This window comes from Mycolicibacterium sp. Y3, assembly GCF_051188035.1.
Classification (GTDB): Bacteria; Actinomycetota; Actinomycetes; order Mycobacteriales; family Mycobacteriaceae; genus Mycobacterium; species Mycobacterium fluoranthenivorans.
Genome location: NZ_JAVQLT010000001.1, coordinates 2,573,249 through 2,598,570 on the forward strand (window position 1 = coordinate 2,573,249; position 25,322 = coordinate 2,598,570).

Below are 25,322 nucleotides of genomic sequence, written 5' to 3' on the forward strand. Positions count from 1 at the left end.
TCCGGCGTTCGCCGGATCATCGGGCGGCCATGTGCAGTGCGGCGAGATGGCTGAACAACATCGACGCGCCGATCGGGTTGCCCCCTCCGGGGTAAGTGGTGCCGCTGACGGCTGCCATGGTGTTGCCCGCCGCGTACAGACCGGGGATCGGGCGCCCGCCGGTATCCAGCACCCTGGCCTGGGTGTCGGTGACGAGCCCGCCCTTGGTGCCCAGGTCGGAGAGGCCGAAGGCGGCGGCGTGGTAGGGCGGCCGGTCGAGCGGGGCCATGGGCAGTGCACCGCCGGTGAAGGTGCGGTCATAGGTCTCGTCGCCACGGCCGAAGTCGGGATCCGTGCCGGCGGCGACGAGCTCGTTGAAGCGCGCCACCGTGGCGCGCAGCTCGGCGGCCGGCACACCGATGGCGTCGGCGAGCTGGTCCAGGGTGTCGGCGGTGTGCCACAGCCCGGCGTCGCGGTAGCGCGCGGTGTCGACCAGCGACACGCTGGTCGACAGCACCGGCGGGGCGTCCCGGTCACGATCGTCGTACACCAACCAGAACGGCAAGGTCATTGCCCCGCAGAGCATCCGGTCGATGATGACCCGGCCCTGCCGGTCGTAAGGGGCGCTCTCGTTGACGAACCGGCGGCCGGCGGAGTCGACGAGGATGCCGCGGGTGATACCGAGGGAGAACGTCGACCGGCCGTCGGGATGGGTCAGTCCGGGCGACCACCAGGCCTGGTCCATCAGGTCGGTGGCCGCACCGATGCGGATGGCCGCCTCATGGGCAGACCCGGTGTTGCCCGGTGCGCCCATCGTGTCGGCGGGTCGTCCGGGCACACCGTAGGCGGCGCGCATCGCGGCGTTCTGCTCGAATCCGCCTGCGGCCAGCAGCACACCGCGACGGGCACCGATGCGCACCGGTGCCCCGTGACGCTGCACGACCACTCCGGTCACGGCGCCGTTCTCGGTGACGATCTCGGTCAGTGGGGAGTCGAGGTGGGCCGACGCCTGCGGGAACCGGCGTAGTGCGGCGAGGAATCTGCCGATCAATGCTCTTCCGCCGGTGAGTAATTCGGGTGCGGGTGTGCCGAGGCGTTCGTGGTCGAGCGGACCGCGCACCGTCCCGGCGAGCGGTCCCAGCGCGTCGTCGGGCAGTGCTCTGGCGACGATGTGCCGCATACCGTCCAGCCGGGCACCCGGGGCATGGGCGAAGTAGTCGGGCCAGGGCAGCACCTTGAACGCGAAGGCCTCGTCCTCTTCGAGGTAGGCGATCAGTGGTGCACCGCCGCGCACGAAGGTGTCCTGCAGTGCCCGTGGGGTGCGGTCGCCGACGACGGCGTGAAAATAGGTGAGGGCGTCCTCGATCGTGTCGTCGGCGCCTGCCCGGCGCAGGACGGGGTTGGCCGGGAACCACATGCCGCCGCCACCCGAGTATGCCGTTGTGCCGCCGAACTTCTCGGTCGCCTCCACGAGTGCGACGGAGAGGCCCTCACGCGCTGCCGTGTAGGCGCCCGTGATCCCGCCGCCGGAGCCGACGACGACCACGTCGACGATGTCGTCCCAGTGCGCTGACGTCATGCCGGGCGCCCTACTGTGCGAACCGGCCGGTGATCGGCGGCAGGTCTTTGAGCGTGACGATGCCCGGCGGGGCGGCGACCACCGCGGGCACCGCATTGGTCACCGGCATCGCGGTGTAGATCATCCCCAGCCCCATGAACCCGGGCTCGGTCCAGTCGCGTGGTGGCAGGCAGTGCAACACCGTGCGCATGTTGGGCAGCCCGAATACCTGGATGACGTGGCCGTGCTCGAGGGGCTTCGGCGGGGTCACGTGGTTGCCCATGGTCCAGTTGAAGCCGACGCTGACGACATTGCGGTCACCGACCCAGCCGCGGTGGTAGCCGTACACGCTGCCGACGGTGTCTTTCGGGATCTGCATGAAGCCGAGGTCGGTGTCGTCGGTGGCCGCGGTGAAGGTGACGTCGAAGGTCATCCGGTCCAGTTGCGCGCCGATCGCGTCGGCCATCATCGCGGCCGATTCGGCGAACACTTCGCTCTCCACGCGCACGCTCTCGGCCAGGCCCGGGGTCTGCGGATCCTGGCCGAAGCCCATCGCCGATTGGGTGCCCGCCGATTCGTAGGTGGAGCAGTCCACCGATTCGGTGATCCGGATCTCGTCGACCCGCTCGCAGGAACCCGAGAGCACCATGCCGACCATATTGGTCATGCCCGGGTGCGCGCCGCTGCCGAAGATGGTGGATTGTCCTGTTGCGCAGGCCTTCCGGATGCGATCGAGGTCGTGCGGGGATTGCTTGCCGCCGGTGATCCAGGCGGCGCTGGAGCACACGTTGATCCCGGCTTCCAGCAGCCGGACGAGTTCGTCGATATCGGGCCACAGCGGGTTGTAACAACACGCGTCGGGCTGCAGCGCGATCAGCGCGTCGATGTCGTTGGTGGCCGTGACGCCGGTCGGCTCGGGCCAGCCGGCCAGTTCGGCGGCGTCGACGCCGACCTTGTCGGCACCGTGGGCGTAGACCCCGACCAGTTCCATATCGGAGCGGCCGATGATCGCGTGCAGGGAGCGTTTACCGATGTTGCCGGTGGTCCACTGGATGACTCGTAACGGGCTCATGAGTGCACACTATTGCCGAGGTGTACACCTGTGTAACCCGGGTCACATATGTGCTGATCATGCGCAGTGTCCATTCTCAATGAGATGTCACCGGTCGTCGTCAAGCTACCTGGAGTCGGTTGTCAGGTTTGGGCAGGTTGATGCCCGACGGTATTGGCCGGCGTTGGGACGTGCGGGCAGCGGCGGAATCGGTCGGAGTGTTCTTGCTAGTAGGCCTGGTCGGTGGCCGCGCGGTGTTTCCAGCTGCCGTTGCGGACTTGTTCTGGTGAGAACAGGGCGATCCCGGCCGACCCTGCAAGACAATCAACTGGGACACACCAGCCGAACGCCTATCTGCTCTACTGGACGCCTCTTGATCCCAACCGCTGCAACGACTGCTGGAATCCAAGCGGATATGTGTATGGTCTCTTGGCCGATCGCATTCAGGATTGCTGAATTGAAGTTACATCGCGGGAGACGCACAGAATTGTGCGAATCTGGTTGTCCTCGTCTGCAATCGGGGTCAGTATGTTATCCCACCGTTGGGCGTTCTGGCCGCCGAGGCTGACACCTGAGAACCGGGCGGCTTTGCCGTTGCGTGCGGCATTAAGTGCTCGCAGCCCTTGGCGGCGAAATTCTTCAGGCAGCAGTTCGAGCCAGACCATGCCGAACTCCGTTTCATCCAAGGGTAGCCCAAGAGCTGCGCATCCCACCTGGTTCATTCCGAGCAGTATCCCGTCGGTGCGTACAAGCTTGATGCAGTCGTGCGGCTGGACACTCATACCGCTCGGCTCTCCGCGGGATGGGTGAGTGTTGATGATCCACCTAGCATTGTGTCCTTGCGCGGCGAGTCGCACGATATCTCCGCGTTGCGCGAGAACTACCAAATTCTGGTAGAGGGTCTCATTGATGACATACAGGTTGCGTTCGGCGGCGAGGTGACGCTGTAGCTCGCTTGTCGACATCGGGCGCGCGGTGATTGCCATCGACGACACCAACTGCCGCCGGATCTCCTCTCCCTCAGCGGTGTCGACCATTCTTCCCCTGGCTTTCCGAGCTCAGCCCTCGACTGTGCGAACTGCTCCTAATGTGAGTTTCGTGTTGCCTGGCCGTTTATTGTCACTTTCCGCGAGAGCTGCCTCCGCGGCTGGCTGCGGCGGGGCGTTTGGCGTGCTGGCGCGTGGTCGTGAAGAGGCGGTGATTGACGGCCTCCGTGAGTAGGTCACGGCCCTGGTTGAGGCATGCGGCGAGCTCGTCGACATCAACGGGACTTCCCCCTGATCGCGTGGATAGTGCGATCACCCCCGTCCAGGCCCCTATGAGGAATCTAGCCAGTAATGCCGCGTCCGCCAGATACATCCCGTCAGAGATCAAAGCGGGTTCGACCAGGCGCGCCAAACTTGTGTAGAGGTCGTCGATTTGGGCCGCAATACGATTGCGCGTTGCATCATCGGCGGGTAGCGCGGCCTCCGATACCAAGACGGTAGCTATGAACGGCCTCTCTAGAAGCAGATCGAGATAGGCCTCGCCGACCGCCGACATCTGGCCAAAAATGGATTCATCGCGGAGGCTGCTGGTGTCGATCATGGCGTCCGCCTCGTCCACGATTCGGTCAACGATAGCTAGGTAAAGGCCTTCCTTGCTACCGAAATGACTGTAGACGGTGCCGACTGAGACATCAGCGGCCTCAGCAACCTCGTCGATATGGACCGATTCGTACGGGGCGCGCGCGAACAGTTCCTCGGCGATGTCAAGCATGGCCTCACGGTTACGTACACGTCGTCGTTGCATACGGGAAGGACGTTGCGGATCCAAGGATGTCACCCTCCCATGCTACGACCACCCCGTACTCGCGGTTGTCGTGACGCGGCGAATAGGGTGCCCCACCCAGGGCGGGATGACGCTACCTGGCACGTTTCAGCTGCGCATCGTGGACGGCCGAAAGCCTCATGTTCCTCAAGAATGAACCTGACTCTCAGCTTGGCTCTCTCGACAGACAATGCCGAATCGCCGAAGTGGGCTGCAGCGTCGTGGTGTTGGTTGACGTCGCGGGCGGCTTTAGCATCCCGGGGGGACGGGTTCCTCTGCACAATTCGGCATAAAATTAGAGGTATATTCATTACTGAACTGTGATGTACTAAGCCGACGTGCCTGCTAGCGTTGGGCATCTGAAGGGTGGTCATCTGGGGGCGCCGGGCCGGTGATTTGGTGTGCAGTTGACCGGCCTGACCGGGGGTCCGGGGCGGGGGTGTGTCACTACTACGGGCGCACGCTTCCGCCCCGGCGGGTATGTGCGGAAAAGCAATTGGGGAGTGGTGTGAGTGAATCTGCTTGGCGTTCGAGGGTGTTGCTCAACGGTGCCAGCTCTTCAACGCGCGTATGCCGAGGTGGTGCCAGCGCCGCAGATCGTCCGCGGGAAAGGGACGCGCGTGGCGGTGAACTCCCTGCTTGCGTTGCCCTCCAGTAACGGTATTGGCTTCTCGCACAGCTGAGGTAGGAGCTGCTTTTGCCGCGTCAGCGTATGACACCGCGAACGGAGCCGGTCGCAGTTCTGGGTGCTCGGGGAGTCGGCGGACCCGCCCTCCGCCTTCGGCTGGCGGCCGATTCGCGTTGTGTCATCTCGCTCGAAGTCAACGAGCATGTGTGGGTGGCCTGAGCATACGGAGCGAGCCGGGTCCCGTCGTCAGTGCCCGCAACGCGCTGGCGGGGAACACCTGCTCGTGCGTAGATGCGAGACACCTTTCGGCAGAGCATCCTGCCCTTGTGGCTGGAGTTTGCGGACTCTTGGCGAGGGCGTGCGTGCGTCCCGTAGGGCGGGTACGTCGGGTTGAAACTGATTACGCCGCAGGGCGGCGCGTGGAGGTAGTCGGATGGGCATTGTGGCGATGATCGCTGCCGGGGGAGTAGTCAAGAGTGGGGCGCGGTTGGTTGCGGGTGCTGGTGTGTTGGGGGCGTTGGTTGCGATGGCACAGCCCTTGACACTGTCGGCTGTGGATTACGGGGGTGTGCAGATTACTTGCGGTACCGGGTACGTGCCTGACATCTCGGTGGCGGCTCGGCTGGATCGGATCAATGTGGATCAGCACAACCTGGCTACGTCGCGTTTGATTGTCACAGATTATGTCGGTCAATGTCAGCAGGTGGTGCACTGTCGCTGGGGCGCCTCCGCTGCAGCCGGTGTCGTGGGTCTGGGCGTGATGGCGGCAATGGCTGCAGCGTCGGTGAAGCGATCATGGCGTTATTTCAAATTGGGCGGTCCTGGCGACGAGGCACCGACCCGTCGCAGTGGCGGGCTCAGCGCCGCCGACCTGCTGCGGCGCGAGGGCAGGCTCTAACCGGACTCGTCCCCGGCCCCAGGGTCGGGGTCTGGCCCGGCACCCGATTCGGCGGCCAGCAGGGCTTCCTCGGCGTCGGGATCCGGTGCCAGCAGCACCCGCACCGCGCTGTTGGTGACCGCCAGTGCCGGCACCGCGAGCAGGGCGCCGACGATGCCGGCCAGCACACCGCCGCCGGCGATGGCCAGCACCACGGCCAGGGGATGCAACGACACCGCGCGACCCATCACGATCGGTTGCAGCACATGGGCTTCCAGCTGCTGTACGGCGATGATGAGGCCCAGCGTGATCAAGGCGTACACCCAGCCCTTGGCGATGAGTGCGACGACGACGGCGATCCCGCCGGTGAGCACCGCACCCACGAGCGGGATGAACGCACCGAGGAATACCAGCGAGGCCAGCGGTAGCGCCAGCGGCACCCCCATGATCGCCAGGCCGGTACCGATACCGATCGCATCGACAAGGGCCACCAGGCAGGTCGCCCGCACGTAGCCGATCAGCGAACGGAACCCGGCCCGCCCGGCGTCGCGGACCCGGTCGCGCACCGTCGTCGGGAAGATCCTGGTGATGAAGGCGAAGATCTCGCGACCGCCGTTGAGCAGGAAGATCAAGGTGAACAGCACCAGCAGGGCACCGGTCACGATCTCGGTGATGGTGCCCGCGGTGGACAGCGCCCCGCTGGTCAGCTTGGCCTGGTTCTCCCGCAGCGCGGTGATGACCGAGTCGCCGGCGTGGTCGATCTGATCCTTGCTCAGATGCGCGGGCCCCTCCACCAGCCAGACCCGCAACCCGTCGATACTGCGCGTCACCTGCTCGACGAGATCCGGTGCGCCACTGATGAACTGACTCACCACGAAGGTCAGGATGCCGCCGACGACGGCGATCGCGCCGAGGATCACCCCCGCCACCGCCGCCCCGCGCGGCACCCGGCGCGTGTGCAGGAGGTCGACCGCAGGCATCAGCAGCGCGGCCATCATGGCCGCCAACGCCACGGGCACGAAGATGAGCTCGAGGTGGGTGATCACCCACAGCGCCGCCATCACCGCCGCACCGATGACCAGCAACCGCCAGGACCAGGCAGCCGCCTTGCGGATCACGGGGCTCACCGACTCGTCGGCGAGCGGATCGGCAGTCAGTGCCGCAAGGCGAAGCGTCATGCCAATAGCGTAGCGGCCCTACTGCTACCGACTGTGCAGCAACGGTCCCGGAAGAAGCGGCGGTCGCAGAGCGCGAGGCTCGTACGCAACGAAACACACCCCGAAATGGGTTACAAACCGAACAGTTCGGGTTGCAGCGAGCCGTCGCACAGGCTTCTACGCCGCGACACCGTCTCATGTTCGATCCGTAGACTGGCATGTGCCACCGTGACAAAAATGGATATCTCATCAAATATGAACAAACCTGCATATTGCTTCACAGAGTGCCCGTGCGCGTGGCAATTGCCACTGGGGAAGCATGCGGTGGCGGCCACTGAGCGTCTGGCGTCCCCAGGTGCGCGAACGGAGAGACGGATCGCGCTCCCTGTCTGTCGGTCACGCACCAGAATTACTGTGAAAAAGCCACATTTCGCCGAGTCGGTTCCAGTTAGGGCCCCGTCACGGTCCGGGCTGTGATCGATGTGAGGTCGTCTTGGACGCGCAGAAGTGCGGCTCCGATCAGCATGCGAGGTGGCTGCCGACGTGGCAAGGTGGGCGTTATGAAACGTGACGTGTCCGCTCGGCTCGACATCGACATCACCGCAGAAACCACACTCGAGTTTCAAATCGCAGTGGCGACTCAGTCAGGAGCTGACGTTAACGAGTCGCTGACGTTCGTGCTGGATGGCCAAACGATCGAGCCGGAACAAGTTGTTGGTGAGCATGGCAATAGGATTCACACCGTCGACGCGCCGGTCGGACACTTGGAGGTGAGATACGAGGCTGCGGTAACCGGGCGTAGCGATCTCGCCCCGGTCACCCCGTATGACAGGATTTTCTATCTGCGGCCCAGTCGCTACGCCGAAGCAGACAAGTTCTACGGCTTCGCGGCCAAGCAGTTTGGCCAATACGGCGGTTCGGTGACGCTGCTGGAGAAAGTGTCGTCTTGGGTCGGCACCCATTTGGACTATGTCCCTGGCTCCAGTGACCCAATCGACGGTGCCGTCGACACTCTCCTCGCCGGCCGCGGCGTCTGCCGCGATTACGCCCACCTTGTCGTGGCCTTGTTGCGCGCAATGAACGTGCCGGCGAGGTTAGTAGCCGTGTATGCGCCGGGATGCGAACCGATGGACTTTCATGCCGTGGCTGAAGCCCTTGTTGATGATCAATGGCAGGTCGTGGATGCTACGTGCTTGGCGCCCAGGAGTGCCTTGGTACGCATAGCCACCGGACGAGATGCTGCCGATACCGCGTTTCTGAGCAATCACAAGGGAGCCATTACTTTGAATGGCGCCACGGTTACTGCAGTTGTCGACGGTGCGCTTCCCGTCGACTCTGTACGGGACCTCGTCGCACTGTCTTGACGCGAGGTTCAGCGACGAAGCACGACGCTATCGAGGCTTGGCAACGCATGGCCCTCCGGCCGAAGCTGTCGTCGGTCGCTGCGCCGGGTGCTGAATGCAATTCAGTCGAGAAGTATGTGAGCGGAACGTTGGCTGTGTAGCGGGTGTTGTACTTAGCGAATTCGGTGCCGCCGTAGCCGGAGAGCAAGTCGGCTTCAGTCCCACTGCCGGATTGCAAGTAGAGAGTCTCTGCGTAGTCGGGGACGGTGCTGGGTGAGCGCGATCCACGGTTCTGGCGCTTTACCGGAATTCCAGATGTCCTGTGGAGCATCGAAAGTATGGATGCGGCTCAGATGCGCTCGGAGTACCCCGAGAGCCTGTATCTCTCTGCCATTCAACACAAATATTGAAGACTCCGTAACGCCGACTCCGGGGTACCTGGCGCAGGCTATCTGAAAGTCAAGCGTTGTCGAGACCGTCACATCGATACCTAGCTTCGTGCCGGCTTCCTGTTTCACAGCGCTCTTGATGTCGGGTACGCAACGCAGCTCTCCGTCAACAAATAGATGCAAATTCATAATTGAACCGGTTTGCAGAAGTGTGCGTCTCGTCTTACGATAGGCCGACGGTGACGTCCGCGAAGATATAGAGGGCGTGCTGCGCACGTTGGCATGTGTCTTGCGCGCAGGGGGCGGCGGAGAGGGGGAGGTCGACCATTTCGATGGCCAGTTGCAGGTGAGTTGCGGCATTCTCGGCCATGAATCGCGTATCGAAGTGTGAGGGGGAGGCAGTGGCGACCGCGACGTTCAGCAAGCGGCTGAATCAACTTTTTGAGGTGGTCTATCCACCGGGCCGGGGCCCGTATTGCGCGGCCGAGGTGGTTCATGAGCTACGCCGCCGTGGTCACCGGATATCGATGCCCTACATGTCGCAGTTACGCTCGGGTACGCGATTTCGCCCGTCGCCGCGCATGATCGACGTGCTCTCCGAATTCTTCGGTGTCCACCCGGACTATTTGCTTGGCCGGGACTCGGCGAGTGGAACTGCTGTGGCACAAGAACTTCACTGGCTCAGTTTGGCTCACGATGACATGGTCCGTCGGGTGGTGAGTTCGCTCTTGGAACTGCCACCCGGGCTTCGCGACCAGGTGCTTGCTGGGATTTCCGACCAGCAAGCATCGCGGCGAGTCGCGTACGCCGGGTGAGTGCGGGAGGGGGAATGGTAGACGCAGCCGTCGAGGACGAGATACGGCGCCAACTGACACAAGCGATGGCGATCGTAGCTCGTCCGATGTCGCTCAGCGCTCTGCAACGCTATCTCGCTAAAGAGTGCCGCCTCTATATCTTCAAAGAGGCGCTCTACCAACACCTTGCGGTTCTGGAAAAGCGCGGCGAAATTCGACGGGTGACTCCACGTGTCCGTCACGCGATGGGACCCGCCCGCGCTGAAGTTGAATTCCAGCTCGACGTGCTCCGAAACACTGCCGTTGTCATGTACGACGAAACACTGTCGCGAGGTACTGATGTCGACGGACCAGACGACTGCGTGAAGGTGATTCGTGTCGACGGGACGCTGCTCACCATGAACGCGGCCGGTTGTGCGGCGCTCGGACTATCTCCCGACGAGAACGACTTCGGTATGCAGTGGCTAGAGCTGCTTCCCGGTGAATTCCGTCGCCAAGGATTCCGTGCGTTACAGGCGGCGCGCAACGGCAACGCAGCACGATTTGCTGGTGGTAGCAAGGGAGGAGACGGTCCGCGACGTTGGGACAATATCCTGACTCCCGTCGAGAGTATCGACGGCCGGGTACGAACGATCTTGTGCATCTCCCGCGATATCACCGACCTAGCTGGTATCAGTGACCGTCGGCCTTGAGTCTTGCCGAGGCCTCACTCGCCCGTGTCTCGGGGTTGCTGGGTAGGGACTCGTGTGCACCGGTCGCGAACAATTTCACGGTAGATTGCAGCTACGAATCATTCTGGAGCAGAATGGAACCCGAACTACGCAGCCGCAAACGCCGGAAAACGAGAATCGTACTCGCCAATGCGATCTTCGACTACCTGGAGATCGTCCACAACCGCCGGCGGTGTCCCATCAGCCGGTCCACCCGCCGGTGGCCAGCAGCCCGTCGGTGAGCTTCGTGTTCGTGCGGGTGCGGGTGCAGGTGCGTGTGCGGGCCGAGGGCTGCGCAGTCTTCCAGTTACGCTGGGTCCGTGGGGCAACCTGCACGCCCTGCTCCCGCAGGACTACACAGATCGACTCGACCCGGTGCCCGGCCGCCCGCCGCCTTCAGAATCTCGTTGGCCTCCCTGAGATCCCGAACCTCCCGCTCGAGCTCGCGGATACGCTGCGCCTCAGCCGTTGCGACACCTGGCCGCTCGGCGGCACCGACATGGGCCTACAACACCCACGGGCACAAGACTCGACCCCAACACCGCCCTTCGGGCCGATGGCCTGGCAGGCGGAATACACCGACTGATGCTCACCGAGATGAGCGAGCACCATCCCCGCCGCACGTTCACGCTGCTCGACCGGCTGAGGCTTGGCCATACACTCCATCCTGCTCACAGAACGAAGCGGCATCAAACCGGCGCTCAGGCTGGTCACACGGCGGGCTTGGGCAGTCGTCAAGGAGCAATCTGCCGACGACGATGGACGGGTCTTTGCGGCGGTGCGCAAGCTCGACCGGTCCGCCCTCTATCTGTCAAGCAAAAGACCTCCGGGCCTCTGCGCTGAGTGCCCTTTCAGCGGTGTTGGGGCGGGGGATGGTCTGTTGTCGGGTATCCGGCATCCGGACCTGCGACGTCCCGCGCCTGCACGCTATCACTGCGACGAACGTCGATGTTCACGAGATGTTGCAAGTGCGAGTCCTTTTCGGAAAATCACGCGAAGTGTCGATATCGATAGCCATCGGTTATCGAAGCGAGACCCCCAGACACTGGCATCCCCAAGGTCGTGCCCTTACGTTGGTCTTTGTCAGTACATACGTAGGTACTACGTGAATATGTGAGTGGTGGAGGTGGTTTGTGCGCCGCCGAGAAGCAATTGAGGTCACCGGTTTGCTTCTGGCTTCCGCGTTTCTGGCTGCGGTGACGCCGCCGGTCGCCCGCGCTGATGACGGTCTCTTCGATCCGTCACTGCCGCAACGCGTCAGTGCCGGTGCCCCGGGCGATCCGTTGGCGTTGGCCAATGCCTCGCTGGGGGCCACCCGCATCGCTGCGCAGACCACGGCCGATCTGGGGCACAAGTTCCTCGCCGCACTCGGCCTGGCCAGCGATGGGCCGGTCGGTGGCCGTGTGCGGGGGCCGCAGGCGATCGAGTACACGATCAGGCGCGCGGGTTCGCAGATCGGTGTGCCGTATTCGTGGGGTGGGGGAAGCCTCACGGGTCCGAGCAAGGGAATCGACTCCGGTTCCGACACTGTGGGTTTCGACTGTTCGGGCCTTACGCGGTTTGCCTACGCGGGTGTCGGTGTGCTGCTGCCGAGATGGTCGGGTGATCAGTACAACGCCGGGCGGCATGTGGCCAAGTCCGAGGCGCGCCGCGGCGACCTGCTGTTCTGGGGACCGGGTGGCAGTCAACACACCGCGCTCTATCTGGGCAATGGGCAGATGATCGAGGCGCAACAGACCGGAGTCCCGGTGAAGGTGTCACCCGTGCGCATGCCTGGGATGACGCCGTACGTCACGCGCGTGGTCGAGACTTAACCGCCGTAGAGTTGCAGAACGCGCGCTGCCAGTGTGGCCACGTCACCGCTGAGGCGCACGATCGGCGGCCCGCCCGGCTGGTGGATGACATTCGCCAGGATCGCCACGTAGGTGTCTGAGCCCGGATCGATCCAGAGTGTCACGCCGGTGAAGCCACTGTGGCCGAAGCTGCCGATGGGGAACACCATGCCGCGCGGCTTGGACAACTCGGTGTCGATATCCCAGCCGAATCCGCGCAGATCCTGTCCGGCGATCGCCGGGTAGCGCGGTGCGAGTAGGGGATCGGTGGTGTTGGGCGTCTCCTCGATGGCCGTCCGGCTGGCCTCGCGCGCCGCGTCGACTTGGGTGTCGGTGTGACCGGGCTGCTGGGGACTGGTCATCAGTTCCGCCGCCGGCCGGCTCAGCGGGAAATCGCTGGGTCGTCCTGCGAGGCGATCGAGCAGGGCTTGGGCGTACCGGCCGACGTCGTGCGCTGTCGTGAACACGCCTGCGCTGCCGGCCACCCCGCCCATCCGCCGCACCGTCGGGTCATGCACCGTGCCGCGGAGCAGGTGGCCGAAGTCGGGGTTGACACCCGGCGTGTCGTCGTCGTGGGCCGTCGGCGCGATTCGGGCCAGAACGTCGGTGCTCCACGTGCCCGGCGGGCACGCGCCGGGTTTGGCCGACTTCGGGTCGAAAACGACTGCATTACCGCGGATTTCGTGCGGGCCGCAGGCCTTGGTGGCGGGCAGGTAGCGGGTGTCCGTCATCCCAAGGGGCGCAAAGACATGGTCTTGCACATAGGTGTCCAACGGTGCGCGGGTGATCCTCTCGATGAGCGCGCCGAGGATCAGAAAGTTGATATCGGAGTAGTGAAAACCCTCACCGGGGCCGAACTCCAACGGCGAGGTCAACGCGCGATGAAGGCCGTCGGCTTTGTCCGCGGCGGTCAGGCCCCAGAGGCCCTGCCGACTCAGGTCGCCACCCGTACCCGAGGTGTGGGTGAGCAGCATGCGCAGTGTCACCTGAGCACGTCTCGGATCGTGGGTCGGGTTGAACTCCGGTAGGTATTCCTCGACCGGTTCGTCGACCTTCACCAGACCCCGGTCGTAGAGCTGGAGAAACGCCACGGTCGTCGACAGCGGCTTGGTCAGTGATGCCAGGTCGAAGATCGTGTCCGTGGTCATCGGCTCGCCGGGTGAGGGTGATCCATCCAGTCCCGGCTCGCCGGGGAGCTTCCGCCAGCCGAAGGCCTGCTGGAAGACGACGGTGCCCGCGTGCCCGATCTGGACCACCGCGCCCGGCATTCGGTGCACCGCGATGGCGTCGTTCACCACGCGGATGACGGGTGCGAACGGACCGTCGGGAATCACGCTCGGTGCCATATCGGTGCTGTGCGGTGGTGGTGTCACCCGGGCGCACGCAGGCGCCGCTGCGACGACGAGCAACAGGGTGGCGCAGAGCCGGGCGACGCACCTTCTCATCGGTTCGACGCTAGCCGAGATCTGCGGCCTACAGTTCAGGCATGCCCGTCGTCGACAACGCAGAGTTGGTGTCGGCCTACGCGGGACGGTTCAACCGGGTGGTACTCGCCGGTCACGCGGTGGCCTCACCGCTCGGGTTGTGGCTGCTCCTGGCGCTGATCGGACCGGCCGCTCAAGGAGTCTCCCGCCGAGATCTGGAGGTCGTCCTCGGAACCACAGTCGACGATGCCGCGGCCCGGGCTCGTGCGCTGCTGAGTGAACCGCATCCCGCGGTGTCGGCGTTGGCTGCGGTGTGGGATCGCAACCTTGGTCCGGCGTTCGCCGAGTGGGCGCGGACTCTGCCCGATGTCGTCGAGCGTGGCCCGGTGCCCAGTCAGGCGCGTGCCGACGACTGGGCGCGCACCAACACGCATGGGATGATCGATGAGTTCCCGCTTCAGATCGATGATTTGACCCGATTGCTGCTTGCCTCTGCGGTCGCTACCGATATCGCGTGGAGCAGCCCACTGGGTATAACCGGCGATCTGGGCGGTGAGTTCGGTGCTGTGATCAGCCGCGCGCTGACGGTCGACAACGGAATCCAGCTGATCGCCGAAACCGAGGCGGCGGGGCTGGTGGCGGTGGCCGCGCCCCGCACCACGTCAGCTCTGGAGATTCTCAGCGTGATCGCGGCGCCCGGGGTCGAACCGCGGGATGTCGACAACGCCGCGCACCAGATCGCGGCGATGTTGCGCGGTGACCGACGGACCGCGCGCCGGGTGCCCGACGAAGAACTCGTCGACGGGCACGCGTGGACCGTGACCGAACGGCGCGAACGGCGAGCGGGGGGACCGCGCGTACAGACCGAGTGGCGGAGCCGTCTACCGGCATGGTCAGCGACGAGCGACCACGACCTGATGGAGGCACCCGGGGTGGTGGCGGTGGTCGAGGCGCTGACCGGGTTCATGCGGCGCGAAGATCTGCCGGCACAGTTCAGCGCGGCGCAGGCGGCCATCGCTTCCTTTTCGAAAACCGGGTTCAAGGCAGCCGCGGTAACGGCGATCGGTCTGCGCGCGGCAAGCATGCCGTCGTTCCATGAAGTCTTGGTGAAGCGAATCATGTTGCGGTTCAACCGCCCCTACGCCGTGTTGGCATGCGCGTCGCGAGTGGACGGACCTGATGCCTGGCGTGGGGTGCCCGTGTTCAGTGCCTGGGTGGCGAAACCCGAGGAGACTACGGCTGATGGTTTCCATGGCGCACAACCGGTGCCCATTCGCGTACGGTGCCGTCCCGACGCGGCGGCGATGAAGGGGTGACAGCCTATACGTGCAACGGCTGATCTTCGCCCTGCGATCATCCGGCCGCGCTGGCATGATCGCCGGATGTACCACGCCCTGCCGGCCACCCCGTCGACTGTTCACTGGGGCTACTTCGATCGTGCGCTGGCCCCGGTGCTCGTCGTGGCGTCGGGCGATCTGGTGGCAATCGAGGCCCTCACACACCACGCCGGCGATGCGCCGGATCTGTTGATGGACAGCGGGATCCGTGCCGTATTCGAGCAGGTGACCGATCGTGGCCCGGGCCCGCACCTGTTGACCGGGCCGATCGCGGTGCAGGGCGCCCAGCCCGGGGACGTACTGCAGGTCGACATCCTGGAGGCGACACCGCGACTGCCTTATGGATCGAACCTGGCCGCGCATTGGGGATACCTGTACGACCTCACCGCCGTCGAACGTGTCACGATCTACGAACTGGACTCCTCCGCACTGCGCGGTCGTGCCGTGTTCGGCTACGACTGGAACACCACGCCACTGGCCGATCAGCCCGGCACCCTCGTCGAACCCGGAAGCGCCCGGCGAGAGCCCGCGTTACCCGGCGTCACCGTCCCGCTGCGACCGCACTTCGGCACCATGGGCGTCGCGCCCGCCGCCGACGGGCGGCTGTCGTCGGTGCCACCGGGGGATCACGGCGGCAATATCGACAACTGGCGCATCGGTGCGGGCGGACGGATGTACTACCCGGTGCACACCGCGGGTGCTCTACTGTCGATCGGTGACCCGCACGTGTCGCAAGGCGATGGTGAGATCAGTGGTACCGCGCTGGAGGCGTCGTTGAACGGCCTGTTGCGCCTGACGGTGCGCCGGGATCTGCCGTTCACCGTTCCCGTGCTGGAGACGGCGACCGAACTGCTCGTCCACGGATTCGGCGATGATCTGGACGCCGCGATGCGCGCCGCGGCGGTGCGGGCCCTGGACCTGTTGCAGCGCCTGTTCGGGCTGTCCGCTGCGGACGCTTATTCGTTCATGTCGGTGGCGGTCGACTTCACCGTGACCCAGGTCGTCGATCAGCGCCAGGGCGTGCACGCCAGGATCGACAAGAGATGCTTCGCCGGCGAGTGGGGAGCCCTGGCATGACCGGGGCGAGCGAAGCGACGGGGGATATCGGGGGCGCGATCCGCGCGTTCACCTTCACCCCGGCCGACGGGGTTCCGCCGTCGGTGGCCCCGTTCGCGCACGCGACCGCGGCTGGCCAGACCTTGCATGTCACCGGTCAGATGCCCACCGATACCAGCGGCGCGGTGGTCAGTCAGGACATCGCAGCCCAGACCGACCAGGTCCTGGCCAATCTGCTGAAGGTCACCGAGTTATGCGGCGGGGGACTGGCTGACGTGGTGTCCGTGCGGGCGTACCTCACGGACTGGTCCGAGTACCCGGTATTCAACGCCGCATACGCCGCATGGTTTCCCGACCGTCTGCCGTCGCGTACCTGCGTGGGCGTGACTGGACTGGCGGTGGGCGCACGCGTCGAGATCGACTGGGTGGCATGGCGCAGCGGAGGATGGGGCTCGCCCTAATATCGCGGTATGGCAATCGATTCCGCTGCGGTGCGCCGCTGGTTCGAGGAGTACCTTGAGGTTTTCGCCTCGACGGTCCGCGGTGAACATGAGCTCTCGGCGCTGCTGAGCCGGTACGCGGTGCCGCTTCTCATCACCACCGACGACGGGGTGGTGCCGCTCACCACTACGGATCAGGTGGCGTCGGTGATCCAAGGGCAGGTCGACGGATTGCGCGCCCAGTCCTATGGCCACACCTCGCTGCTCAGTGCCGACGTGACGGTGCTCAACGCCAGTTCGGCGCTGTACCGGGGCGCGTTCGTGCGGCATGACCGCCACGGCGGCGAAATCAACCGCCTGGCGGTCACCTACCTGATAGCAGACGGCACCGACGGACTGCAGATCGCGGTACTCGCATCCCACGGCGGCTGAACCGGTTATCCACAGTGCCGGATTCATCCACAGCTCACCCTCCTGCGGTTCCTGGCGGCCCAATGCTGTTGGTGCGGTTGCCTACCGTCGGAGCATGGACACCGAATCACCGGCGCAACGGCTGACCCGCCGTATCGGTACCCCCCCGGACGCCGATCCCGACGAGGAGACCGATACCTCGCTGTCACGGTGGTTACCCGATTCCACGCGACGCTCGGGTGACTGGATCGGCGCGCTACGGGCGGACCCGGGCCGTGCCGGCGTGATCGCACTGATCGTGGTGGGCCTGCTGGCGGTGCTGGTCACGGTCTTCACGCTGGTGCGTGATCGCACCCCACCGGTGGCCTCGGCGAATCTGCCCGAGGTGCAGATGATTTCGTCGGCGGCGCCGCCACCGGGGCCGGTGGAAGGCCCGGTGGTGGTCAGCGTCGTGGGTCTGGTGCACAAGCCCGGATTGGTCACGCTGACTACGGGCGCCAGAACCGCCGACGCCTTGGCGGCCGCCGGCGGCCCACTGGACGGAGCCGATCTGGTCGGGCTGAACATGGCGCGGCGCGTCACCGACGGTGAGCAGATCATCGTCGGTATCACCGCACCGCCGGGCGCGCCGTCGCCGATGGGCAGCTCGGTGAGTTCCAGCTCCAGTTCCAGTGCCGCCCCGGGCCCGTCGGGTGCCGGACCGGGCGGTGCCGCCGTGGATCTCAACGCCGCTACCGCCGAGGACCTCGACGCGCTGCCCGGTGTGGGACCGGTGACGGCCGCCGCCATCCTCGCGTGGCGTGCGGCGCATGGCCGCTTCAGCAGTGTCGACCAGTTGGGCGAGGTCGACGGGATCGGGCCGGCTCGCCTTGAGAAGCTGCGCGACCTGGTCCATGTGTGAACACCGACCGCCCTGCGCTCGACGTCCGATTGGTGCCTGCCGCCGTGACCAGTTGGGCGGTCACCGCGGCCGGGATCCTGTGGCCCGCGGGTGCGCTCGTCGCCGTGGTCGTGGCGGCGATCGCGGCGTCGGCACTGCTGCGGTGGTACAGCGTGCGGGCACCGGCCGGAGACGGGGGCGGCCCGGTGTTCGGCGGGGCCGCTGTGCTCGCGGTGGCGTTGGTCGGTGGGTGCTTCGCCCTGTCGATCGGACTGCGGGCACACGATGTGCGCCACCACCCGATCACCGCACGGGTGGGCACGACCGTCACAGCCACGGTGACACCCACGGAGAGCCCGCGTGTGCTGGGCGGCGGCCGGTTGCTGTTCCGTGCCGCGCTCCGGCAGGTGGCCGGAGCCCCGGCCGATGGTGCGGTGACGGTGTTCGCGCCCGGCTGGAGCTCCGGCGAGGTGACCGCGGGCCGCCCCACGACGTTCCGGGCCCGGGTCGGGCGGCCCACCCGGTCAGATCTGACCGTCGCGGTGCTCACCGCGGTCGGCGACCCGACGGTCGGCACGGCGCCCGCCGCGCAGCGGTTGGCCGGCCACATCCGATCGGCTTTCGCCGCCGCGGCCCGTCTGACCCTGCCCCCGGATCAAGCGGCGATGCTGCCTGCGTTGGTGCTGGGTGACACCTCAGCGGTGGCGGCCCCGGCCGCCTCGGATTTCCGGACGGCCGGCCTGACCCATCTCACCGCGGTCTCCGGCGCCAACGTGACGATCGTGTGCGGAGTGGCGCTGTTGTCGGCGATGCTGGTCGGCCCCAGGATCGCCGCGGTGTTCGCCTTCCTCGTCCTGATCGCCTTCGTCCTCGTGGTCGAACCGTCGGCCAGTGTGCTGCGCGCCGCGGTGATGGGCGGGATCGGACTTCTCGCGATGCTGTCACACCGGCGCAGGCAGGCCATCCCGGTGTTGTCCTGCACCGTCATCGCGCTGATGGTCGGCGCGCCACAACTTGCGGTCGATATCGGATTTGCGTTGTCGGTGGTGGCGACTGCCGCGCTGGTGCTCATCGCCCCGGTGTGGTCAGCCAGGCTGACCGAGCGCGGTTGGCCCCGGCCGCTGGCGGCCGCCGTCAGTGTGGCAGTGGCCGCCCAGTTGGTGACCGCACCGCTGGTCGCCGGGATCTCCGGGCGCTTCAGCGTGCTGTCGGTCGCGGCGAACCTGATGGTGGCCGCGGTGATCCCGCCGATCACGGTGATCGGTACCGCGGCGGCCGTGCTGGCGTCCTGGTGGCCGGCCGGTGCCGGGCTGCTCATCCGGTTCACCGGGCCCGAACTGTGGTGGCTGCTGCAGGTGGCGCACCGGGTCGCGGCGGTGCCGGGCGCCTCGGTCCCGGTGCCTTCCGGGGTCGCCGGCGTGGCGGTGGTCGCGGTGGCGAGCCTGGCCCTGGTGCTCGGTTGGCGCTGGCGGTGGGTCCGGCTGGCGGTGGCGGCGTGCGGTGTCGCTCTGTTGGCGTGGACCGTGTCGGGCGTTGTCGGGTCGTCGTGACACCATCGTCGCGTGAGCAATGAGACCGCGGGACTGCACCTGGTGCTCGGCGAGGAGGAGCTGCTCGTGGAGCGCGCCATCGCGGATGTGTTACGCGGTGCCCGGGCCCGCGCGGGCACCGCCGACGTCCCGGTGGACCGGTTGCGTGCCGGCGAGGTCAGCACCAGTGAGCTGGCCGAGCTGCTCAGCCCGTCGCTGTTCGCCGACGAGCGGGTGGTGGTGCTGGAGGCGGCCGCCGAGGCCGGTAAGGACGCGGTCGCGCTGATCGTGTCGGCGGCCGGGGATCTGCCGCCGGGCACCATGCTCGTCGTCGTGCATTCGGGCGGTGGGCGGGCCAAGGCGATGGCCGATCAGCTGAGGAAGATCGGCGCCGAAGTACATCTGTGCGCCAAGATCACCAAGGCGGGTGAGCGTGCCGATTTCGTGCGGCACGAGTTCCGCACGCTGAAGGTGAAGGTCGACGACGACACGGTCACGGCGATGATCGATGCCGTCGGATCCGATCTGCGCGAGCTGGCTGCCGCCTGCTCGCAGCTGGTCGCCGACACCGACGGCCAGATCAACGTCGCGGCGGTGCGCCGCTACCACAGCGGCAAGGCCGAGGTGAAGGGCTTCGACATCGCCGACAAGGCGGTGGTCGGCGATGTAGCAGGTGCTGCCGAGGCGCTGCGCTGGGCCATGCTCAGCGGGGAACCACATGTGGTCCTGGCCGACGCGCTCGCCGAGGCGGTGCACACCATCGCCCGGGTCGGCCCGTTGTCGGGTGATCCGTACCGGCTCGCGGGCGAGCTGGGGATGCCGCCGTGGCGGGTGCAGAAGGCGCAGAAGCAGTCGCGGCGCTGGTCGAGGGATCGGGTTGCGCAGGCCATGCAGGTGGTGGCGGCGCTCAACGCCGATGTGAAGGGCGTCGCCGCGGACGCGGACTACGCGCTGGAGCGAGCGGTGCGCAGGGTCGCCGAACTCGCCACCGACCGCTGACTCCGGAGACGACGAAACGCGCGCCGGCCGGTGGGCCGCACGCGCGCGTCAGTCGAGTTGGAGAAGAGCCGTCAGATCTTGTTGACGGCGAGCGCCAGGGCGGACTTCTTGTTCGCGGCCTGGTTCTTGTGGATCACGCCCTTGCTGGCGGCCTGGTCGAGCTTGCGGCTGGTCTCGACGAGCAGGGCACCGGCCTTGTCCTTGTCACCGGTGTCGATGGCCTCACGCAGTCCGCGGACAGCCGTACGCAGCGACGACTTGACGGACTGGTTGCGCAGACGGCGGCGCTCGTTGGTCTTGATGCGCTTTTCCTGCGACTTGATGTTGGCCACGCGTGTAGTTCCTTCTTGAACGTCGGTTGGAATACGAAGTCTGATTGCCCGGGCCGAGCGAACCAAGCTGGGCAGCGGTTGTTCAGGTTACCAGCGCATGCCCCGATCTCCCAAAGCGAGACCGACTGGCCTGCCGAAACTGCACATCTGGTGCAGCATTGACAACCGTGACCCTACGAACACTGCCCAACGAATCGGCGCGGACGTCGCGCACCTCCTCCGGCGCCGCGAAACGCCAGGTGGGGATCTTCGGTGGCTATAACGGCCGGGGTAGTTACTCCGAGGCGTTCGACGAGATGTTCGACGCGCAGGGCAACGTGCGCGGGCCTTACAAGGGCATCTTTGCCGAGTTGTCACCTTCGGACGCCTCCGAGCTGGAGGCACGCACCGAGGCCCTCGGCCGGGCGTTCATCGATCAGGGCATCACCTTCTCGCTGTCGGGGCAGGAGCGGCCGTTCCCGCTGGATCTGGTGCCGCGGGTGATCTCGGCTGCCGAGTGGTCGCGGTTGGAGAAGGGCATCACCCAGCGGGTGAAGGCCCTGGAGATGTACCTCGACGACATCTACGGCGACCAGGAGATCCTGCGCGACGGGGTGATCCCGCGCCGGCTCATCACCTCCTGCGAGCACTTCCACCGCGAGGCGGTGGGTATCAACCCGCCCAACGGCGTGCGTATCCACGTCGCCGGCATCGACCTGGTCCGCGACGCACAGGGCACCTTCCGGGTGCTGGAGGACAACCTCCGGTCCCCGTCCGGAGTGTCCTACGTCATGGAGAACCGTCGCACCATGGCACGGGTGTTCCCGAACCTGTTCGCCACCCACCGGGTGCGGGCGGTCGGCGACTACGCCTCGCACCTGCTGCGGGCGCTGCGCAAGGCGGCGGCCTCCAACGAGGCCGACCCGACCGTGGTGGTGCTCACCCCCGGTGTGTACAACTCCGCCTACTTCGAGCATTCGTTGCTGGCCCGCCAGATGGGTGTCGAGCTGGTCGAGGGCCGCGACCTGTTCTGCCGGGACAACACCGTCTACATGCGCACCACCGAGGGCGAGCGGCAGGTCGATGTCATCTACCGCCGCATCGATGACGACTTTCTGGACCCCATGGTGTTCAAGCCGGACTCCATGCTCGGTGTCGCGGGCGTCCTGAATGCCGCGCGGGCCGGGAACGTCGTGATCTCCAGCGCGGTCGGCAACGGCGTCGGTGATGACAAGCTCGTCTACACCTATGTGCCGACCATCATCGAGTACTACCTCGGCGAGAAGCCACTGGTCGCCAACGTGGACACCTTCCGGTGCTGGCTCGACGACGAGCGCGAAGAGGTGCTCGACCGGGTGGACGAGTTGGTGATCAAACCCGTAGAGGGCTCCGGTGGGTACGGCATCGTGTTCGGCCCGGACGCCTCGGCCAAGGAGCTCGCCACGATCTCCAAGAAGATCCGCGCCGATCCGCGTGGCTGGATCGCTCAGCCGGTCGTACAGCTGTCGACCGTCCCGACTCGCATCGGCGACAAACTGGTGCCCCGGCACGTCGACCTGCGACCGTTTGCGGTCAACGACGGGGACGATGTGTGGGTGCTGCCCGGCGGACTGACGCGGGTGGCGCTGCCGGAGGGTTCGCTGGTGGTGAACTCCAGCCAGGGCGGTGGCTCCAAGGACACCTGGGTGCTGGCCTCGCGCACCTCGGCCGCCGACCGCGAGTTGGCCGCCGAGGTGCTGGTGAAGGCGCCGCCGGCGAAGACGGCGCGAGCCGGCAAAACCGCCAAACCCGAGCGGACCGAGGAGTCGCCGACCACGCAGCAGCAGCAACAGGCTCAGCAGCAGCAACAGGGGGTGAGCGAATAATGTTGGCCCGCAACGCCGAGTCCCTGTACTGGATCGGCCGCTACGTCGAGCGTGCCGACGACACCGCACGGATTCTCGACGTCACGGTGCACCAGCTGCTGGAGGATTCCAGCGTGGACCCCGACCAGGAATCGCGAACCCTGTTGCGGGTGTTGGGAATCGAGTCCCCCAAGCACGCCCTGGATGTCTGGTCGTTGACCGATCTGGTGGCGTTCAGTCGCGACACCCAGGGCGGCTGCTCGATCGTCGACTCCATCTCGGGGGCTCGGGAGAACGCCCGCGGCGCCCGCGAGGTCACCTCGACCGAGATGTGGGAATGCCTGAACACCACCTACAACGCACTGGCCGAACGTGAACGCGCTGCCAAACGCCTTGGCCCGCACGAGTTTCTCGCCTATGTCGAGGCGCGCGCCGCAATGTTCGCCGGGCTGGCCGACTCCACGCTGTCCCGCGATGACGGCTACCGATTCCTGCTGCTGGGCCGGGCCATCGAACGCGTCGATATGACGGTGCGGCTGCTGCTGTCCCGAGTCGGCGACAGCGCCTCGTCACCGGCCTGGGTCACCGTGCTGCGTTCGGCGGGTGCCCACGACACGTATCTGCGCACGTACCGCGGCGTGCTCGACGCCGGGCGGGTGGTCGAGTTCATGTTGCTGGACCGGCTTTTCCCGCGGTCGGTGTTCTATTCGCTGCGGCTGGCCGAGCACAGCCTCGACGAGCTCCTCAACCGTCCGCACAATCGGGTGGGTTCCACCGTCGAGGCGCAGCGCCTGCTCGGCCGGGCCCGCAGCGAGCTGGAATTCCTGCGACCCGGGGTGGTCCTGGAATCACTGGAGGAACATCTCGCCGGTCTGCAGAAGACCTGTGTCGAGGTGGGTGAGGCCTTGTCCCTGCAGTTCTTCCACTCGGCACCGTGGGTGGCGTGGACCGATGCGGGGCGTAACGGTGCGATGGCGATCGAAGAGGGAGAAATCTGATGTGGCGTATGCGGGTGGTCCATGCGACGGGCTACGCCTACAAGTCGCCGGTCACCGCCTCGTTCAACGAGGCCCGGTTGACGCCACGATCGGATTCCCGTCAGAACGTCATCCTCAACCGCGTCGAGACCACCCCGGCCACCCGGTCCTACCGGTATGTCGACTACTGGGGTACCGCGGTCACGTCATTCGACCTGCACGCCCCGCACACCGAGCTCGAGGTCGTCTCCTCCTCGGTGGTCGAGACCGAGCCCGACCAGCTGCCCGAGGAGAAGGTCACCTGGGAGGAACTGCGTTCCGAGGCGGTGATCGACCGGTTCGACGAGGTGCTCAGCCCCACCAGGTACACGCCGGCCAGCAAGCGGGTCCAACGAGTGGGACAGCGCATCGCCAAGGAGTACGAACCGCAGGACGCGGTGATCGCCGCGGCGAACTGGGCGCACAGCGAACTGGAATACGTTCCGGGCACCACCGGGGTGCACTCCTCCGGGCTGGATGCCCTGCGCGAAGGCAAAGGGGTGTGCCAGGACTTCGCTCACTTGACCTTGATCCTGTTGCGCAGCATGGGAATTCCCTCGCGCTACGTCTCGGGCTACCTGCATCCCAAGCGCAAGGCCGCCATCGGGGACACCATCGACGGGCAGAGCCATGCGTGGATCCAGGCGTGGACCGGCGGCTGGTGGAACTACGACCCGACCAATGACAACGAGATCAACGAGCAGTACGTCACGGTCGGTGTGGGCCGGGACTATGCGGACGTGACGCCACTGAAGGGCATCTATTCCGGCGAAGGCTCAACCGACCTCGACGTCGTCGTGGAGATCACCCGGCTGGCGTAGCCGAGTCGCGGGTCCGGGGCTAGCTCCCTGCGCACACGCCCGGATGCACCTCGACCCGGTGCAGGTCGTCGCCCAGCTCGATCTGGCGGCTGAAGTGGGCTGCAGCCCTTGCCCTCCAATCGTCTTCCTGCCCGCGCACGAGGGCAGGCACGTAGTGGGTGAGGATCAGGATGCCGACCCCCGCGCGGGTGGCGGTCTCGGCGGCCTGCTCGACCGAGGAGTGGTAGTCGCAGATATCGCGGATGCGCTGCATCGGCATCTGCTCCACCAGGTCCCTGCGGATCACGGTGTGCACCAGCGCCCCGGCCCCGTGCGCCAGCGCATCCAGCCCGGCGCACGGCACGGTGTCCCCGGCCAGTACCACCGAGGCGCCGTCGTGCTCGATCCTGAACCCGATGGTCGGGGTCACCGGTCGGTGGTCGGTCGGCCCCACCAGGATTCGCACCCCGTCCTGCTCCCAGACCACGCCTTCGGTGTGCTCGTGCACCTGCACGCCGGGTGGGCCGGTGATATCGGCATGGTGGGCGATCCGGTACCCGATGTCATCCCCGAACGCGGCCAGCGTGGCCTCCACCACCGCGGCGGTACCGGGTGGTCCGATGATCTGCAGCGGTGCGGGATCCGGAGTGAAGGTGTTGATCCACCGCGTGATGATGACGTCGCCCAGGTCGGCGATGTGATCGCTGTGTAGGTGGGTGAGCAGCAGGGCGCTGAGTGCGCCGGCACCCGACCCCGCGGCGGCCAAGCGCTGCAGGACGCCGCGCCCGCAGTCCACCAGGAACGTCTGGGAGCCGGCCCGTACCAGGGTCGACGGTCCGGCACGGTCGGCGTCGGGAATCGGGCTGCCGGTTCCGAGCAGGGTGACCTCGATCATGGAGAACACCTAACCCCATATCGGCCGACAGGGGAACCGGAATCGTGAGATACGGCGCTGACCCCACAGTTTCGATAACCTATCGAATAATCCACGACACAGATGGCGCTGAAGTGGCTGTTCATGACTGGCCGGGTGGGGAATATTTCCATGAGTCATTTACTGCTCGGAAACAGTGCGGCAACAGAGCCTGCCTACCTTGAAGTGGTCACGACGTCTGTGGCGGCCCAACTGCCTTCCGAGTCACAGGAAT

24 protein-coding genes are annotated in these 25,322 nt (G+C 66.1%); 15 read left to right on the top strand and 9 right to left on the bottom strand.

What is annotated here, in order from left to right; translation table 11 throughout:
- Positions 1-16: 16 nt before the first annotated feature.
- From QN239_RS12535 to QN239_RS12550, 4 genes are all read right to left on the bottom strand, one after another.
- Positions 17-1,558, bottom strand: coding sequence for an FAD-binding protein (locus QN239_RS12535; protein ID WP_499010676.1), 1,542 nt, complete (start codon positions 1,556-1,558; stop codon positions 17-19).
- A 10-nt stretch (positions 1,559-1,568) separates the two neighbouring features.
- Positions 1,569-2,609: an NAD(P)H-dependent amine dehydrogenase family protein gene (locus QN239_RS12540; RefSeq protein WP_499010678.1), complete on the bottom strand. Its 1,041-nt coding sequence runs from the start codon at positions 2,607-2,609 to the stop codon at positions 1,569-1,571.
- Positions 2,610-3,031: 422 nt separating this feature from the next.
- On the bottom strand, positions 3,032-3,625 hold the full coding sequence (locus QN239_RS12545) for a PAS domain-containing protein (RefSeq protein ID WP_499010681.1): 594 nt from the start codon (positions 3,623-3,625) through the stop codon (positions 3,032-3,034).
- 82 nt (positions 3,626-3,707) lie between these two features.
- The gene (locus QN239_RS12550) at positions 3,708-4,346 is read right to left on the bottom strand and encodes a TetR/AcrR family transcriptional regulator (RefSeq protein WP_499010682.1); all 639 of its coding nucleotides are present in this window, start codon (positions 4,344-4,346) and stop codon (positions 3,708-3,710) included.
- A gap of 1,112 nt (positions 4,347-5,458) precedes the next feature.
- On the opposite strand from QN239_RS12550, the gene QN239_RS12555 reads away from it, so the two are divergent.
- Positions 5,459-5,923, top strand: a complete 465-nt coding sequence (locus tag QN239_RS12555; protein ID WP_499010684.1) for a hypothetical protein — start codon at positions 5,459-5,461, stop codon at positions 5,921-5,923.
- Here QN239_RS12555 and QN239_RS12560 read toward each other — a convergent pair.
- Positions 5,920-7,080, bottom strand: a complete 1,161-nt coding sequence (locus QN239_RS12560) for an AI-2E family transporter (RefSeq protein WP_499010688.1) — start codon at positions 7,078-7,080, stop codon at positions 5,920-5,922. The genes QN239_RS12555 and QN239_RS12560 overlap by 4 nt on opposite strands.
- A 539-nt stretch (positions 7,081-7,619) precedes the next feature.
- Between QN239_RS12560 and QN239_RS12565 the strand changes: the two genes are divergently transcribed.
- The 3 genes from QN239_RS12565 to QN239_RS12575 all read left to right on the top strand — a co-directional run bounded on the left by QN239_RS12565 (position 7,620) and on the right by QN239_RS12575 (position 10,277).
- Positions 7,620-8,423: a transglutaminase-like domain-containing protein gene (locus QN239_RS12565; protein WP_499010691.1), complete on the top strand. Its 804-nt coding sequence runs from the start codon at positions 7,620-7,622 to the stop codon at positions 8,421-8,423.
- A 769-nt stretch (positions 8,424-9,192) separates the two neighbouring features.
- Positions 9,193-9,606: an XRE family transcriptional regulator gene (locus tag QN239_RS12570; RefSeq protein ID WP_499010693.1), complete on the top strand. Its 414-nt coding sequence runs from the start codon at positions 9,193-9,195 to the stop codon at positions 9,604-9,606.
- A gap of 14 nt (positions 9,607-9,620) precedes the next feature.
- Entirely contained in the window at positions 9,621-10,277 is a 657-nt protein-coding gene (locus QN239_RS12575) for a PAS domain-containing protein (protein WP_499010695.1), read from the top strand.
- A gap of 219 nt (positions 10,278-10,496) precedes the next feature.
- On the opposite strand, the gene QN239_RS12580 is transcribed toward QN239_RS12575, so the two are convergent.
- The gene (locus QN239_RS12580) at positions 10,497-10,631 is read right to left on the bottom strand and encodes a hypothetical protein (RefSeq protein ID WP_499010696.1); all 135 of its coding nucleotides are present in this window, start codon (positions 10,629-10,631) and stop codon (positions 10,497-10,499) included.
- An 830-nt stretch (positions 10,632-11,461) separates the two neighbouring features.
- Here QN239_RS12580 and ripB point away from each other — a divergent pair.
- The gene (ripB, locus tag QN239_RS12585) at positions 11,462-12,109 is read left to right on the top strand and encodes an NlpC/P60 family peptidoglycan endopeptidase RipB (RefSeq protein ID WP_499010699.1); all 648 of its coding nucleotides are present in this window, start codon (positions 11,462-11,464) and stop codon (positions 12,107-12,109) included.
- Here the strand turns inward: ripB and QN239_RS12590 are convergent.
- A complete protein-coding gene (locus QN239_RS12590) occupies positions 12,106-13,572 on the bottom strand; it encodes a serine hydrolase domain-containing protein (RefSeq protein WP_499010701.1) in 1,467 nt (488 codons plus the stop codon). The genes ripB and QN239_RS12590 overlap by 4 nt on opposite strands.
- A gap of 41 nt (positions 13,573-13,613) precedes the next feature.
- On the opposite strand from QN239_RS12590, the gene QN239_RS12595 reads away from it, so the two are divergent.
- The 7 genes from QN239_RS12595 (at position 13,614) to holA (ending at position 20,203) form a co-directional block, all read left to right on the top strand.
- Complete coding sequence (locus QN239_RS12595; protein ID WP_499017035.1) at positions 13,614-14,867, top strand: hypothetical protein; 1,254 nt, start codon at positions 13,614-13,616, stop codon at positions 14,865-14,867.
- 66 nt (positions 14,868-14,933) lie between these two features.
- A complete protein-coding gene (locus tag QN239_RS12600) occupies positions 14,934-15,965 on the top strand; it encodes an acetamidase/formamidase family protein (protein WP_499010704.1) in 1,032 nt (343 codons plus the stop codon).
- On the top strand, positions 15,962-16,405 hold the full coding sequence (locus QN239_RS12605) for a RidA family protein (protein WP_499010706.1): 444 nt from the start codon (positions 15,962-15,964) through the stop codon (positions 16,403-16,405). Before QN239_RS12600 ends, QN239_RS12605 begins: the two co-directional genes overlap by 4 nt.
- Positions 16,406-16,414: 9 nt before the next feature.
- A complete protein-coding gene (locus QN239_RS12610; protein ID WP_499010709.1) occupies positions 16,415-16,816 on the top strand; it encodes a DUF6841 family protein in 402 nt (133 codons plus the stop codon).
- Between the two features lie 94 nt (positions 16,817-16,910).
- Positions 16,911-17,696: a ComEA family DNA-binding protein gene (locus QN239_RS12615; protein ID WP_499010712.1), complete on the top strand. Its 786-nt coding sequence runs from the start codon at positions 16,911-16,913 to the stop codon at positions 17,694-17,696.
- Entirely contained in the window at positions 17,693-19,225 is a 1,533-nt protein-coding gene (locus QN239_RS12620) for a ComEC/Rec2 family competence protein (RefSeq protein WP_499010715.1), read from the top strand. The genes QN239_RS12615 and QN239_RS12620 overlap by 4 nt, the downstream gene beginning before the upstream one ends.
- A 12-nt stretch (positions 19,226-19,237) precedes the next feature.
- Positions 19,238-20,203, top strand: coding sequence for a DNA polymerase III subunit delta (holA, locus tag QN239_RS12625; protein WP_499010718.1), 966 nt, complete (start codon positions 19,238-19,240; stop codon positions 20,201-20,203).
- Positions 20,204-20,274: 71 nt separating this feature from the next.
- Here the strand turns inward: holA and rpsT are convergent, their stop codons facing one another.
- Positions 20,275-20,535: a 30S ribosomal protein S20 gene (rpsT, locus tag QN239_RS12630; RefSeq protein ID WP_090353432.1), complete on the bottom strand. Its 261-nt coding sequence runs from the start codon at positions 20,533-20,535 to the stop codon at positions 20,275-20,277.
- Positions 20,536-20,702: 167 nt separating this feature from the next.
- Between rpsT and QN239_RS12635 the strand changes: the two genes are divergently transcribed.
- Genes QN239_RS12635 through QN239_RS12645 form a run of 3 tightly spaced genes read left to right on the top strand, consistent with a single transcriptional unit; the run spans position 20,703 to position 24,195 of the window.
- On the top strand, positions 20,703-22,379 hold the full coding sequence (locus QN239_RS12635; RefSeq protein WP_409371163.1) for a circularly permuted type 2 ATP-grasp protein: 1,677 nt from the start codon (positions 20,703-20,705) through the stop codon (positions 22,377-22,379).
- Complete coding sequence (locus tag QN239_RS12640; protein WP_499010722.1) at positions 22,379-23,356, top strand: alpha-E domain-containing protein; 978 nt, start codon at positions 22,379-22,381, stop codon at positions 23,354-23,356. The genes QN239_RS12635 and QN239_RS12640 overlap by 1 nt, the downstream gene beginning before the upstream one ends.
- On the top strand, positions 23,356-24,195 hold the full coding sequence (locus QN239_RS12645; RefSeq protein ID WP_090353435.1) for a transglutaminase family protein: 840 nt from the start codon (positions 23,356-23,358) through the stop codon (positions 24,193-24,195). Before QN239_RS12640 ends, QN239_RS12645 begins: the two co-directional genes overlap by 1 nt.
- A gap of 19 nt (positions 24,196-24,214) precedes the next feature.
- Here QN239_RS12645 and QN239_RS12650 read toward each other — a convergent pair whose 3' ends face one another.
- Positions 24,215-25,069 (bottom strand): ribonuclease Z, encoded by an 855-nt coding sequence (locus QN239_RS12650; RefSeq protein WP_499010725.1) that lies wholly within the window; start codon positions 25,067-25,069, stop codon positions 24,215-24,217.
- Positions 25,070-25,322 lie beyond the last annotated feature (253 nt).